The sequence below is a fragment of the Streptomyces sp. HUAS TT11 genome (genome assembly GCF_051553595.1).
Taxonomy (GTDB): Bacteria; Actinomycetota; Actinomycetes; order Streptomycetales; family Streptomycetaceae; genus Streptomyces.
In genome coordinates, this window is record NZ_CP196184.1 from 100,762 (window position 1) to 113,683 (window position 12,922).

General features: G+C 68.4%; 10 protein-coding genes. 9 read left to right on the top strand and 1 reads right to left on the bottom strand.

The annotated features are described in order from the left end of the window. The first annotated feature begins 88 nt into the window (after positions 1-88). From ACSHXN_RS00555 to ACSHXN_RS00575, 5 genes are all read left to right on the top strand, one after another. Positions 89-1,447 carry an ADP-ribosylglycohydrolase family protein gene (locus ACSHXN_RS00555; protein WP_438302381.1) on the top strand — a complete coding sequence of 453 codons (1,359 nt, stop codon included), beginning with the start codon at positions 89-91 and terminating at the stop codon, positions 1,445-1,447. Positions 1,448-1,512: 65 nt separating this feature from the next. After that, positions 1,513-2,874: an ABC transporter substrate-binding protein gene (locus ACSHXN_RS00560; RefSeq protein ID WP_438302382.1), complete on the top strand. Its 1,362-nt coding sequence runs from the start codon at positions 1,513-1,515 to the stop codon at positions 2,872-2,874. Next, a complete protein-coding gene (locus ACSHXN_RS00565) occupies positions 2,871-3,812 on the top strand; it encodes a carbohydrate ABC transporter permease (RefSeq protein ID WP_438302383.1) in 942 nt (313 codons plus the stop codon). Before ACSHXN_RS00560 ends, ACSHXN_RS00565 begins: the two co-directional genes overlap by 4 nt. Then, positions 3,809-4,714, top strand: a complete 906-nt coding sequence (locus tag ACSHXN_RS00570) for a carbohydrate ABC transporter permease (RefSeq protein WP_438302384.1) — start codon at positions 3,809-3,811, stop codon at positions 4,712-4,714. Before ACSHXN_RS00565 ends, ACSHXN_RS00570 begins: the two co-directional genes overlap by 4 nt. 389 nt (positions 4,715-5,103) lie before the next feature. Continuing rightward, positions 5,104-5,409, top strand: coding sequence for a hypothetical protein (locus ACSHXN_RS00575; RefSeq protein WP_438302385.1), 306 nt, complete (start codon positions 5,104-5,106; stop codon positions 5,407-5,409). An 83-nt stretch (positions 5,410-5,492) separates the two neighbouring features. Here the strand turns inward: ACSHXN_RS00575 and ACSHXN_RS00580 are convergent, their stop codons facing one another. Then, complete coding sequence (locus tag ACSHXN_RS00580) at positions 5,493-7,637, bottom strand: amylo-alpha-1,6-glucosidase (protein ID WP_438302386.1); 2,145 nt, start codon at positions 7,635-7,637, stop codon at positions 5,493-5,495. Positions 7,638-7,767: 130 nt separating this feature from the next. Here ACSHXN_RS00580 and ACSHXN_RS00585 point away from each other — a divergent pair, with 130 nt between their 5' ends. The 4 genes from ACSHXN_RS00585 (at position 7,768) to ACSHXN_RS00600 (ending at position 12,332) form a co-directional block, all read left to right on the top strand. After that, positions 7,768-8,853 carry a LacI family DNA-binding transcriptional regulator gene (locus ACSHXN_RS00585; RefSeq protein ID WP_438302387.1) on the top strand — a complete coding sequence of 362 codons (1,086 nt, stop codon included), beginning with the start codon at positions 7,768-7,770 and terminating at the stop codon, positions 8,851-8,853. A gap of 126 nt (positions 8,854-8,979) precedes the next feature. Beyond that, positions 8,980-10,224, top strand: coding sequence for a sugar ABC transporter substrate-binding protein (locus tag ACSHXN_RS00590; protein WP_438302388.1), 1,245 nt, complete (start codon positions 8,980-8,982; stop codon positions 10,222-10,224). A gap of 225 nt (positions 10,225-10,449) precedes the next feature. Next, the gene (locus tag ACSHXN_RS00595) at positions 10,450-11,436 is read left to right on the top strand and encodes a carbohydrate ABC transporter permease (protein ID WP_438306408.1); all 987 of its coding nucleotides are present in this window, start codon (positions 10,450-10,452) and stop codon (positions 11,434-11,436) included. After that, positions 11,433-12,332 (top strand): carbohydrate ABC transporter permease, encoded by a 900-nt coding sequence (locus tag ACSHXN_RS00600; protein WP_356297488.1) that lies wholly within the window; start codon positions 11,433-11,435, stop codon positions 12,330-12,332. Before ACSHXN_RS00595 ends, ACSHXN_RS00600 begins: the two co-directional genes overlap by 4 nt. Positions 12,333-12,922: the final 590 nt, after the last annotated feature.

The following is a 12,922-nucleotide window of genomic DNA, read 5'->3' on the forward strand; positions in this document are numbered from 1 at the left end:
CCTGCCCCGTGAGCCGACACGGATCCGCACCGTGCCGACTCCACCGAATGCAAATCGATTTGCACACAGAGAAATGGACGCATAACCCATGACACAGAGTCCGGTCGGCTCCTCGGTGGAGCTCGACGAGGCATACCGGCACACCGCCACCGACGCCTGCCTGCCGAGGGACCTCCTCGCAGACGAGGTCGCCCAGCGCCGCGAGACCTGGTACGACGTCGATGACGTGGTGCGCGCGGCCAACGCCACCGATCCGGAGGACCGCGACGCCCTCCTCGCGCTGGTCGACGGTATGCGGGACAGCGCCAGGCTGCCCGGCTGGACGTACGAGGAGCCCGAGTCGCTCCACGACATCCGGGCCTGCGTGTCGCCCGTGCGGGCCGTGGCCCACGACAAGGATCGCTACCACGACCAGGTGCACGCGGCCTGGCTCGGCCGTATCGCGGGCTGCAATCTCGGCAAGCCCGTCGAGGACGGCGACCTCTGGACCGTGGAGCGTACACGCGACTACCTCGAGCTCACCGACTCCTATCCGCTCACTGACTACTTCATCGCTCCCATGTCCCAGTCGGAGGGCTTCCCGTTCCGCGAGTGCTGGCCGCAGACCACGCGCGGGAACATCGACGGCTCGGCGCGCGATGACGACATCGACTACACGATCCTCAACCTGCATCTGCTGGAGACCCATGGTCGCGGACTGCGCCCGGAACACGTGGGCGCGGCCTGGACCGAACTGTTCCCGCTGCAGCAGATCTTCACCGCCGAGCGTGCGGCCTACATCAACCTGATCAACGGGCTGCGGGTTCCGCAGGTCGCGCGCTTCCGCAACCCCTACCGGGAGTGGATCGGCGCGCAGATCCGTGCCGATGTCTTCGGCTACGTCAACCCGGGCGACCCCGCGGCGGCCGCCGCGCTGGCCCATCAGGACGCCGCGCTCTCCCACACAGCCAACGGCGTCTACGGCGAGATGTGGGCGGCCGCCCTCGTCGCGAGCGCCTTCACCGCGTCCGACGCGGCCGAGGCCGTGGACGCCTCGCTCACCGTGGTTCCGCCCCGCTCCCGCCTTCACGAGGCCCTCAGCCGCGTCATCCGGCTCCGCTCCGAGGGATTGACCTGGGACGCCGCGCTCGCGGAGATCCATGCGGCCTACGGCCACTACTCGTGGATCCACACCGTCAACAACGCGGCCGCCGTCACCGCGGCCCTGCTGTGGTGCGAGGACGACTACACAAACGCCGTCGGAAAGGTCGTCATGAGCGGCTGGGACACCGACTCCAACGGCGCCACGGTCGGCTCCGTCGCAGGCATCCTCACCGGCACGGCGGGGCTCCCTGAACACCTGATCGAGCCCCTGCACGACCGGACCCGTTCGGCGCTGTTCGGGTTCGACAACTCCCGCATCTCCGATCTGGCCGCGCGCACAGCACGGTTCGCCCGGACAAGCTGACGTGCCCGCGTCCCGCCCACCCGGACGGGCCGCTGCAACAAACCCTTCTATCGATGGAGATGAGGATGGCCCCGATCTCACGTCGCCAACTGCTGGGCGCCGGGGGCGCTCTGGGAATCGCGGCGTTGCTGAGTGCGTGCGGGTCGACAGGTCCGGGTGGCTCCAGCGATGCCATCACGATCTGGAACAACCTCGCGGACGCGCAGCAGAACGACTACTTCCGAAAGCACTTCGCCGAGGGCTACCGGGGCACGTACCCCGTGCGGTTCAGTCCGAAGGCCGACAGCACCATCGACCGCCTGATCCAGACGGCACTGGCCGCCGGCTCGGGACCATCGATCATCGTCACACCAGGACCGTCGAGTTTCGTCTCCTCGTACTGGTCCGCCGGCTACCTCGCCGACCTGGGGCCGTACGCGAAGAAGTACGGCTGGGCGGACACCTTCGCCCCCTGGGCACTGGGCGCCTCCCAGGTCGACGGCAAGCTCGTCACGCTGCCTGCCTCGTACGAGACCATGGTTTTCTACTCGAACCCGGCCACGCTCGACAAGCTCGGCCTCACACCGCCGAAGACTCAGGAGGAGTTCGAGGAATTCTGCGCCGAGGCCAAGGGCAAGGGTCACGTCCCGCTGTCGGCGGGCAACGCCGACTACAAGGGCGCCAACGAATGGTTCGTGGGCCTCGCGCTGAACCATGGCGCGGGCCCCGAAGCGGTGTACTCAGCCCTGCGCGGCGAGACGAAGTGGACCGACCCCGTCTTCGTGGACGCGATCGACCGGATGGCCTCGTACTTCAAGAAGGGATGGTTCGGCGGCGGCGTCGGCCTCTACTTCACCAACAACTTCCCCGCCATCTACCAGCAGCTCGCCTCGGGCAAGGCGGCCGGGATGCTCTCCGGTACCTGGGACTTCTCGAACTTCGGCAGCTACTTCGGGAAGGCGGCTGGTAACGACGCCACATGGGACTGGACGACCGTGCCGTCGCTCGGCAAGGGCGTTCCGCAGGTCGTCTGGGATCTGGCGATCGGCCAGTCCGTCGGGATCAACACGAACTTCGCGGACACCCCGGCCGCCGCCGACTACCTCGACTTCTTCACCACCGACGTGAAGACGATCATCGCCAGCGTCGAGCAGATGAACTTCGAGCCACCGCCCGTCCACATCTCGGCAACCGACTTCTCCGCCAAGGCGGACCCGCGGATCGTCCGGTTGTACTCGCAGCTGTCGGCCGCGAAGTCCATCGGCTACACCACCTGGACGTTCTTCCCCCAGCAGACCGAGACTTACATGATCGACTACTTCGAGAACGTCATCACCGGCCGACTGAGCGCGAAGGCGTACTGCGCGGGCATCGAGTCACGCTTCGCCACGGAGAGAGCCGAAGGCCGGGTGCCGGACGCCCCAAAGCCCGGAGGAGGACTCTCATGACGATCCCCGAAACCACGGCCGCAGCCGCGGCTGGAGCCGGGCCGCACGGGTCCAGGATTCTTCTGCACCGTCCCCGCTTTGCCGCCCGGCTGCGCGACCGCACGGTCTTCGGTTGGCTGTTCCTGCTGCCGCTGATCATCTTCAACCTGTTCGTCGTCGTAGTCCCGAGCGCCTTCTCCGTCTGGTACTCGTTCACCGACTGGACCGGCATCAGCTCCAAGGCCCACTTCATCGGCCTGCAGAACTACCGGAACCTGTTCCGGGACCCCGAGTTCGTACAGGGGCTGGAGCACAACATCCTGTGGACGGTCTTCTTCCTGGTCGTGCCGATGGCCATGGGTCTGTTCGGGGCCTACGCCCTGTCCCGGATCCACCGCTTCCGACTGCTGTTCCGCACCCTGTACTTCATTCCGTACATCGTCGCGAGCGTCGTGAACGCGTCCATCTGGCGCAGCATCCTCGACCCGCAGAACGGCCTGGGAAACCTGCTGCACATCAATCCGCTGGGTGATCCGCAGCTGGCCCTGTGGTCGGTGGAGTTCGTCAACAACTGGGCCTGGTGGGGCTTTCTGGTCGTGGTCTTCCTGGCCGCGATGCAGGGCGTGAACCCGAGCCTGTATGAGGCGGCCGCCATGGACGGGGCAGGTGCGACCCGGCAGTTCTTCGCGGTGACCCTGCCCGCCATCAGGCCGACCTTCGCCTTCCTCGGCCTGATGACGATCATCTGGTCGTTTCTCGCCTTCGACTACGTCTACATCCTCACCCAGGGAGGGCCGGCGGGCTCGACCGACCTGCTGTCGACCGTCGCCTACCGAAACGCCTTCTCCAACCTCCAGGGCGGGTACGCCTCCGCCACGGGCATCGTCATGGCGCTCATCAGCGCCGTGGTGGTCACCGTCTACCTCGTGATCCGCAAGACCAGGGAGTGGGAGACATGAGCGTCGCCGTATCACCCGACACGTCGGCCCGCAGAGCGCAGGACGGTGACGCGGCACCGGCCGTGGGCCGGCGGCGCAGGCTCCCGATCGGGCGTACCGCTGTGTACGTCGCGCTGACGGCGTTGGCCGCCTTCTCCCTCGGCCCGATCGTGCTGTTCCTCTTCAACGCACTCAAGACGAACAGCGAGTACGCGGCGGACTCCCTCGGACTGCCGAAGAGCTGGACGTGGAGCAACTTCACCTCGGCGTGGTCCCAGGCCAACATGGCCGCGGGCCTGTGGAACTCGCTGCTGATCGTCCTCGGCACTGTGGTGATGACCTGCATGGTCGCGAGCCTCGCCGCCTACGCCCTGGCGCGGCTCAAGGTACGCGGCGCCGCGGGGTTCATGACCTATCTGCTCGTCTCCAGCGCGCTGCCCTCCCAGATGTTCCTCGTCCCGCTGTTCTACATGTGGGCACGAGCCGGCCTCTACGACACCCGGATCGGGCTCATCCTCATCTACTGCGGACTGTTCTCCCCGTTCGGCACCCTGCTTCTGCGCTCGTTCCTGCTGGGGATCCCAAGCGAGATGGAGGAGGCCGCCCGGGTGGACGGGGCTGGTGAACTGCGGGTCTTCCTCCGTGTCGTCCTGCCGAACGCTCTTCCGGGCATCCTCACGGTGGCACTGACCACCGGACTGTCGGCCTACAACGAGTTCCTGTTCGCGGTGACGATGATCCAGTCGGATTCCAAGATGCCGCTGTCGACGACCTTCTTCACCTTTCAGCAGGGCTTCACCCAGAACTTCACGCTCATCAGCGCGGCCGGACTCATCATGATCGCGCCGATGCTCATCCTCTTCCTGCTGCTGCAGCGCAGGTTCATCAACGGCCTCGCCAACTCCGGAATGGGAGGTATGTGACCGGAGACGGGGCGGCTCGGCCGCCCCGCACCACAGCGCTCCACGCCGTATGAGTGAGTCCGCTTCTGGTTCGATCGGGGCAGGGTGGAGCAGCGAGCCGTGGCCCCGCTACTGCTGCGGGCGAAAAGGCCTTCCCGAGCCACCCTCCCGCTCGGAGCGACCGGCGCCCGTCCTCGCCGGACTGGTCGGCGAGGGCCCGGCGCGCCGCGTCGATGTCGGTCCTCGGAGCACTCATCTTTCGTTCGATGCGAGCTCGTCTCCGCCCTCGGCAGCACGCCGAGGGCGGAGGCCAAGGCGAAGGCCCGGGCTCTGCTGGAGCGCCTGGGCGCCGCCTCGCACGGTCCGCGGGCGCCCGCGTAGTGGTGGCGATCGCGGTCGTCCTGGGCCACATGACCGCCGCGGCATTGTACGACCCGAAGGATCCCCTCAACGAGGCGGTCGCCGCGTTCTACATCCAGGCCTCCAGCGGACTCGTTGATCTGTATGCGCCGGTACTGTCGCTGAAGGCCGGCGACGCCGTGCGGCCGGACTTGCTCGGCCACATCAAGGGCCTGCGGTTCATCCGGATCGAGACGTTCGACACCGACGCCGCGGTCACCATCACCGAACTGCTGCGCTTCGGGCACCCCTGGGCTGCCGTCCACGCCGCCCGCCCCTCCGCCGCCCACCCCACCGGTCGGTTCCTGCTCACGTGACGCCGAAGGTGTACACGGGCACCGGCGTCCACCCAGGCCAGTAGCCGTGAGCCGCCCAGCGGCAAAAGACGGCGCAATCGCCCCTACCGGTCAGTCGTGGTCACGGCCAGTCCCTTCGGACCTGTCGCACTCACTGTCCCGTCCGCCGCCAGCGTGATGTCCAACGGTCCCCCGCCGACCTGGAGTCCGGTCACCGTCAGAGGGCCGTAGGAGCGGGCGAATCCGGGGTCCACCGTGACCGTGCCGCCCGGGACGTTTGCATCCAGGCCCAGCGCGGCGCGCAGCACCAGTACCGATGACGCTGCCGCCCAGGCCTGGGGGCGGCAGGACGCCGGATAGGGGGCTGGGCGGGCGACGGCTTCGCTGCCGTGGCCGGCGTAGAGCTCGGGCAGGCGTGCGTCGAAGGTGGCCGATGCCGTCAGCAGGCCCGCCGCAAGTGGTGCGGCCGCGTCGGCGAAGCCCGCTCTCACCAGGCCGTGCACGGCGATGGCCGTGTCGTGCGGCCAGATCGAACCGATGTGGTAGCCATAGGGGTTGAAGCCCACCGCTGCACTGCTGAGGGTGCGCAGGCCGTGACCCGCATCGAGGTCGGAGGCCGTCAGCCGCGCCGCCAGCAGCGCGGTCTCCTCCTGGTTCAGCAGGCCTGTGCCGAGGAGATGTCCGAAGCCGGACGTGACCGCGTCCACGGGCCTGCCCTCCCGGTCCAGTGCGATCGCCGGGTACGGGCCGGTCGCGTCCTCGACCCAGAATCGCTTGCGGAAACGGGCGGCGAGCTGCTCCGCCCACTCCTCCCATGCGTCAGCTCCGGGCCGTCCGAACGCCCTCAGCAAGGCTGCTCCGGCGCGGGCGGCCTCGTATGCATAGGCCTGTACCTCGCACAGGGCGATGGGCGGTTCGGCGAGGCGGCCGTCCTGGTGCCGGATGGCGTCGCCGGAGTCCTTCCAGCCCTGGTTGGCCAGGCCTCGGCCGGTCCGGTCCACGTACTTCAGGAAGCCGTCGTCACCCGCGGCGCCGTGGTCGCGCATCCAGGCGAGCGCCGACTCGGCATGCGGCAGCAGTCGTTCGACCTCCTCCGGGACCAGGCCCCAGAGCCAGGCGTCGTGCAGCAGCGTGATCCACAGAGGTGTCGCGTCCACCGTGCCGTAGTACACCGGCGGCAGGGAGAAGGAGTCCGTGAAGTCCTGTGTCGCACGGCGCACTTCGTGCAGGATCTTGCCCGGCTGTTCCTCCGTGACCGCATCGAGGACGGTGCCCTGGCGGCGGGCGAGTGTGCGCAGCGTGCCGAGCGCCAGATCGGTGCCGAGCGGGAGCAGCATACGGGCGGCCCACAGCGAGTCACGCCCGAACAGGGTCAGAAACCACGGGGCGCCGGCGGCCAGGAACTGATCCACACGGCCGCCCGTTTCCGTGTGCCCCTCGCTCGACTGCGGATCCGTCAGGCGCAGTCGAGCGAGGTCGGCGACCGACTGCTGCAGCCAGTGGTCGAAGCGACGGTCCGCGCTGCGCAGGACGGGGTGCCGCCATGGCAGGGTGTCCGCCGGGGGTGCCGGGAACTGGTCGCCCTCCGCATACTCCGCTGTACAGCGGAGCCTGGTCGTCCATGAGGTACCGGGGGCCAGTTGGACGTCGTAGGACAGTCGTCCTGCTGCGGCGTCGAGTGTGTCGGGGGCCGGTTCGCTGACCAGTCGCACGCTGAAGGTGTCGCGGGACCATGCCAGTTGGGCGTCGTCCTGCGACCGCGCCGGTACAAGGGCCGGGCGACGTCCCGATTTCACGTCCTCCATCGCGGCGAGGTCGGTGCCGGCGGTGACCGTCAGCCGGAAACTCACGTGTCGGGTGCCCGCGTTGACGACCTCGAGTTCCTCCTCCAGCTGACCGGCCGTGACCGTGCGCCGGCGGTGCAGAGCAACCGCCGGGTCCGGCGTCACCTCGCCCAGCCCGCGCAGAATCGCTTGGAAGTCCGCCCGATCCGCCTCCCTGAATCGGCCCGTGATCGGCGCGAGGGCGATGCCGTCGACTGTGGTGGTCAGTCGTGAAAGGGCCCTGCCGTCACCGTGGAAGAAGCCGTCCGCCCCTCCGTCGAGCTGTCCGTCCCCACGTGAGATCACGAAGCTCGGCGCGTACAGCGAGACGACCGCGTCGTGCAGGAACGGCTGCAGGCCCTCGGTGGTGTGCGCGGCCCCCGCGACCGGACCGTTGGTGTCTTGGGTCTTGACAGTGCTGTCCAAAAGAGAAGAACCTCTCAGCGTTAGATCGTTCCAATGACACTAATAGCCAAGTCAAGGCGCTGGCAATGCCATTTGAACGCTCCAATGCGTCCAGCAAGACCCTGTTCGTCCTCTCATGTCGGAGACCCGCATGCCCCGCTCCACCAACAGTCCGTCGGCCAAGGGCGGCCCGGTGACCCTTGCCATGGTCGCCCGCCGGGCCGGGTTCTCCCCGCAGACCGTTTCCAACGCCCTCAACTCGCCGGACCTGCTGCGCCCGGAGACCCTGGAACGGGTCCGCCACGCGATCGACGAGATGGGGTACCGACCGAGCCGCGCCGCGCAGACGTTGCGCACCCGCTCCAGCAAGCTGATCGGCTACGGCGTCCAGCCCACCCCGGCGGGCTCCGCGACCCCGGTCATGGATCGTTTCCTGCATGCGCTGTCCCAGGCAGCCGACGAGGCCGGCTATCGCATCCTGCTGTTCGCGTGCCCGGCCGGCGGGCCGGCCCTGGACGGTTACGAGGAGTTGCTCGGGCAGCACGAGGTGGATGGGTTCGTGCTCAGCGGCACGGCACGCCAGGACCCACGCCAGGCGTGGCTCGCCCAGCGGGGCGTGCCGTTCGTCGGCTTCGGCCGCATGTGGTCGGGTCGCCAGATCGGCGACTGGGTCGACGTCGACGGCGCCTCGGGCACGGACGCCGCCGTCGAGCACCTGGTCGCCCTCGGGCACCGCAGAATCGCCTTTCTCGGCTGGCCACGCGGCTCCGGTGTCGGTGACGACCGCGCCGAGGGCTGGCAGCGAGCCATGCGACGGCACGGACTGCCGACACGTGGGCGACGTGCGCAGAGTGTGGACGACATCGACTCCGCACGCAGCGCGATAAAGCCGATGCTCGACGCGGGCGTCACAGCCGTCGTGGCGGCCAGCGACATGCTGGCTCTCGGCTGCTACCACGCGCTGCGTGAGCGCGAGTCGGCCCCGGGCCGGGACGTGTCCGTGATCGGCTTCGACGACTCGCCCACTGCCGCGATCCTCTCCCCGACCCTGTCCACGATCGCCCAGCCGATGGAGGCGGTCGGCCGGGAGTGCATACGGCTGCTCCTGGCACGGATGGCCGACGCCTCCGCACCACCGGAACGGGTCCTGCTGGAACCCTTCCTCGTCGTCAGGGACAGCACCCCCGCGGTGCATCCCGGTCCGAGCGGGCCGACGACCTCGACGGCGACCCGGTAGACACCCGCCACCGGTTCCCCGGCCCGCCCCCCACTTCTTCCCTTTCCCAACCCACCCCGGGCCCACTGCCTGCCGTGACGCCCGGGCGGAGCCGCACATCCCCACCTCGAATCCCCGGAGGCACACATGACCACCACCCGCACGGCGGCCGCCATCCTCAGCTGCGCAGCACTGCTCGCCGCAACGGGCTGCTCCTCGAACTTCGGCAGCGGCAGCAAGACGAAGCAGGACACCGGCAGTCGACAGCACCTGACGGTGCTGATCGCCACATCGGGCGACGCCGAGACGAAGTCCGTCAAGGACGCGGCGGCCGCCTACACGAAGCAATCCGGCAACTCGGTGACCGTGGAGGTCGCCAAGGACATGAACCAGCAGCTCGCCCAGTCCTTCGCCGGGCACAAGCCGCCGGACGTCTTCTACGTCAACTCCGACCAGTTCGCGAACTACGCGAAAGCCGGCTCGCTGTACGCCTACGGCGACCGGATCAAGGACGCGGATGACTTCTCCGCGCAGCTGCGCTCCTCCTTCTCGTACGACGGCAAGCTGGTGTGTCTGCCGAAGGACACCTCCACCCTCGCGCTCGCCGTCAACACCGACTTGTGGAAGAAGGCAGGGCTGACCGAGAACGACTACCCGACCACCTGGGCCGAGTTGAAAGCGGTCGCGGGCAAACTGACCAAGGGCGGCGTCACCGGGCTGGTTACCACCAACGAATACCAGCGGCTCGGCGTCTTCATGAAGCAGGCGGGCGGATGGGTCACCGACCCCGAACAGTCGAAGATGACCTCCGACAGCCCCCAGAACGCCGAAGGACTCGGCTTCGTACGGTCCCTGCTGAAGTCGGGTGCGCTGAAGTACGCGCAGCAGGTCGACACCAGCTGGGGCGGCGAGGCCCTCGGCAAGGGCAAGGCCGCCATGACCATCGAAGGCAACTGGCTCACCGGAGCCATGAAGCTCGACTATCCGAACGTCAAGTACAAGGTGGTCGAACTGCCGGCCGGCCCGTCCGGTAAGGGCACGCTGGCCTTCAGTACCTGCTGGGGCGTGGCCGCCGAGAGCGCCCACCGGACGGCCGCCGTAGACCTCGTGAAGTACCTCAGTTCCGCGAAGCAGCAGCTGACGTTCGCGGATGACTTCGGTGTCATGCCCTCACGTACCAGCACCCTCGGCACCTACGCCCGGCAGGAGCCGGACGCCAAGGCATGGGTCGACTCCGCCGCCTACGCGCAGGGCCCTGTGACCATAGCCGGATTCGACAAGGTGCTCAGCCAGTTCAACACCGATCTGCAGACGCTGAGCACCACCGACCCCAAGACGATCCTCGCAGCCCTCCAGCGCAACGGCGAGCAGGCCCTGGCGAAGGGCAACTGAGCCGTCATGTCCCCCCGTACCACCCGCGCAGCGCAGAATCCCCCCGGTGGCGCCTCGCCCGAATCCCGCCCGCGCAGGGCCGGAAACCCTGGAACGACCGGCTCGCCGGACGCACCTGACACGTCCGGCGGGTCCGGTTCCACCACAGCGCCCCGTGCGGGCCGTGCTCCGCGTGCGGCCCACCGGCACGGCGACGGCGCGTGGGGCTGGCTGTTCGTCAGCCCCATGGTGCTCGTCCTCGGCCTCTTCCTCGTCCTGCCCATCCTGATGGCGCTGTGGGTGAGCCTGCTGCACTGGGACGGACAGTCCAACCCCTTCAGTGGGCAGACCGAGTTCGCGGGGCTCGACAACTACCGGTCGCTGCTCACCCGGGACGGTCTCGACCGCACGCTGTTCGCGACCTCACTGCGCAACACCGCCTACTACGTACTGCTCACGGTGCCGCTCCAGACCGCGCTCGCCCTGGTGCTGGCGCTCGTCGTCAACCAGCGGATGTTGCGCGGTCGCAGTGCTCTGCGCACCGTGTTCTTCTTCCCCTCCGTCACGAGCTCGATCGCGGTGTCCACGGTCTTCCTCTTCCTTTTCCAAGGCAGCGGCGCCGTCAACACTATGCTGTCCTGGATCGGGATCAAGGGCCCGAACTGGTTCGCAGACCCGCGCGGGGTGCTGTCTCTACTGCTCGACGCGCTGGGCCTGGTCGACCCCGACCATCCCACCGGCGTGCTCGCCTCCCACTCGTTCATGGGCCTGTCCTGGTACCAGTGGCTGTCCGGCCCGTCCGTCGCGATGTGCACGCTCATCCTGCTCGCCGTCTGGACGACCTCCGGCACCTTCATGCTGATCTTCCTCGCCGCCCTCCAGGACATCCCACGGGAGCTGGAGGAATCGGCCGCCATCGAGGGCGTCAACCGCTTCCAGATGCTGCGCTACGTAATCCTGCCTGCGCTGCGGCCTGTCCTCTTCCTCGTCCTCACCCTGGGGCTGATCGCCACCTGGCAGGTCTTCGACCAGGTGTACGTGATGGGTCAGGGCGCCCCCGGCAATACGACGCTGACACCTGCCTTCCTCTCGTATTCGGCCGCATTCGACGACGCGGACTTCGGACAGGGCGCGGCCATCGCCTTCGTACTGCTCGCTCTGATCCTCTGCATGACCGCCGTGCAGCGCTGGGCCCTGCGAGAGCGCAACACCGGCCCCGGGAGGAACCGATGACGACCACGACCGACGCCGTTCGGCAGCCGAGCCGTCCGGTTCTCGGCAGGTTCCCGCTGCTCTGGCGGATTCTGGGCTACGCACTGGTCGTGGCGCTCGGCCTGCTGTACGTGCTCCCGTTCGCCATCCAGTTGGTGACCGGGTTCAAGACCGACCCGGACGCGGCCTCGCATCCTCTGGCGCTGGTGCCGTCGACCCCGACGACCGCCGCCTACCAGCGGCTGTTCGGGCTGAGTCGGGCCGGGGACGGGGTGCCGTTCTTCCGATGGCTGGGCAACTCCGCGTTCGTCGCGGTCCTGGTCACCGCCGGTCGGGTGCTGTTCGACTCGATGGCGGGTTACGCGCTGGCACGGCTGCGATTTCCCGGCCGGTCACTGCTGTTCGGCTTCGTCCTGGCAGTGATGGCCGTACCCGGCGTGGCACTGCTGATCCCGAAGTTCCTCGTCCTCAACACCTTCGGGCTGTTCGACACCTACACAGGCATGATTCTTCCGTTGCTCGTCGACACGGCGGGCATCTTCATCATGAAGCAGTTCTTCGAGTCGATCCCCCGTGAAGTCGAGGAAGCCGCCCGGGTGGACGGTGCGGGCGTCTTCCGGATCTTCTGGTCGGTGGTTCTGCCCATGGCGCGACCCGCACTCATCACCCTGACGATCCTGTCGTTCCAGGGCTCATGGAACGAGTTCACTCACTTCCTGGTGGCAACTCAGTCCAGCCAGTACGAGACGCTCACGACCGGACTCGCACGGTTCGTGTCGGGCGGACTCGGCGGCGGCACCCAGTACCCACTGAAACTGGCAGCGGCCCTGCTCTCCACACTGCCGGTGGCAGCGCTCTTCTTCTGCTTCCAGCGCTACTTCGTGCAAGGGGCCAATGCGGGCGCGGTCAAGGAGTGACGGCGGTCAAGGAGTGACGGCCCAGGCGCCCGCGGCGCGGAAGTCGGTGGCAGCAACGCTGTTGCCGCAGGGCACGAAGTCGCCACCGTCCTCCGGCGCCCATAGCACGACCGCACCCGCGCTCTCGATCGACGGCGGAACGGCAGGCGTGGCATCGGAGGCTCGGTCCCAGGCCTCCCCGGCCTCACGTCGTCTCCAGCCGTGGGCGACCGGGGGCGGCCTGGGTAGGACTGCGGACGCAATGCCGCAACCGCGGTCCCGGGCGCGCGGGGATTCGTGCCGCACTTCGGGGAGGGGATGACGGTGGAGACGCTCGCGCCGGATCACCGGCGGATCTCGGAGCCGGCGGAGTCCTGTCCGGGAGGTGGTGAGGGGGTGTCGGCGAAGGAGATCGCGTCCGGGCTGGGGTTGGAGTGGGTTCCGGCGAAGATCGAGGGGTGCGGTCCAAGGCGAGGCGCCTGGCCGAACGGGGCCGGCCGGCCGCGTCGCCGTCCGTACGGTTCACGCCGCGGCAGCCCACCGTGACTGTTCCTGCCGCCGCCGGGAAGCCGGGCGGGCGAGGCGACGGAGCCGTGGCCGGCGCCCGTCGG

Coding starts and splice junctions, on each gene's coding strand:
- ACSHXN_RS00600 (WP_356297488.1), top strand. CDS start 11,433: ATGACGACCACGACCGACGCCGTTCGGCAGCCGAGCCGTCCGGTTCTC.
- ACSHXN_RS00560 (WP_438302382.1), top strand. CDS start 1,513: ATGGCCCCGATCTCACGTCGCCAACTGCTGGGCGCCGGGGGCGCTCTG.
- ACSHXN_RS00570 (WP_438302384.1), top strand. CDS start 3,809: ATGAGCGTCGCCGTATCACCCGACACGTCGGCCCGCAGAGCGCAGGAC.
- ACSHXN_RS00585 (WP_438302387.1), top strand. CDS start 7,768: ATGCCCCGCTCCACCAACAGTCCGTCGGCCAAGGGCGGCCCGGTGACC.
- ACSHXN_RS00595 (WP_438306408.1), top strand. CDS start 10,450: ATGGTGCTCGTCCTCGGCCTCTTCCTCGTCCTGCCCATCCTGATGGCG.
- ACSHXN_RS00575 (WP_438302385.1), top strand. CDS start 5,104: ATGACCGCCGCGGCATTGTACGACCCGAAGGATCCCCTCAACGAGGCG.
- ACSHXN_RS00590 (WP_438302388.1), top strand. CDS start 8,980: ATGACCACCACCCGCACGGCGGCCGCCATCCTCAGCTGCGCAGCACTG.
- ACSHXN_RS00555 (WP_438302381.1), top strand. CDS start 89: ATGACACAGAGTCCGGTCGGCTCCTCGGTGGAGCTCGACGAGGCATAC.
- ACSHXN_RS00565 (WP_438302383.1), top strand. CDS start 2,871: ATGACGATCCCCGAAACCACGGCCGCAGCCGCGGCTGGAGCCGGGCCG.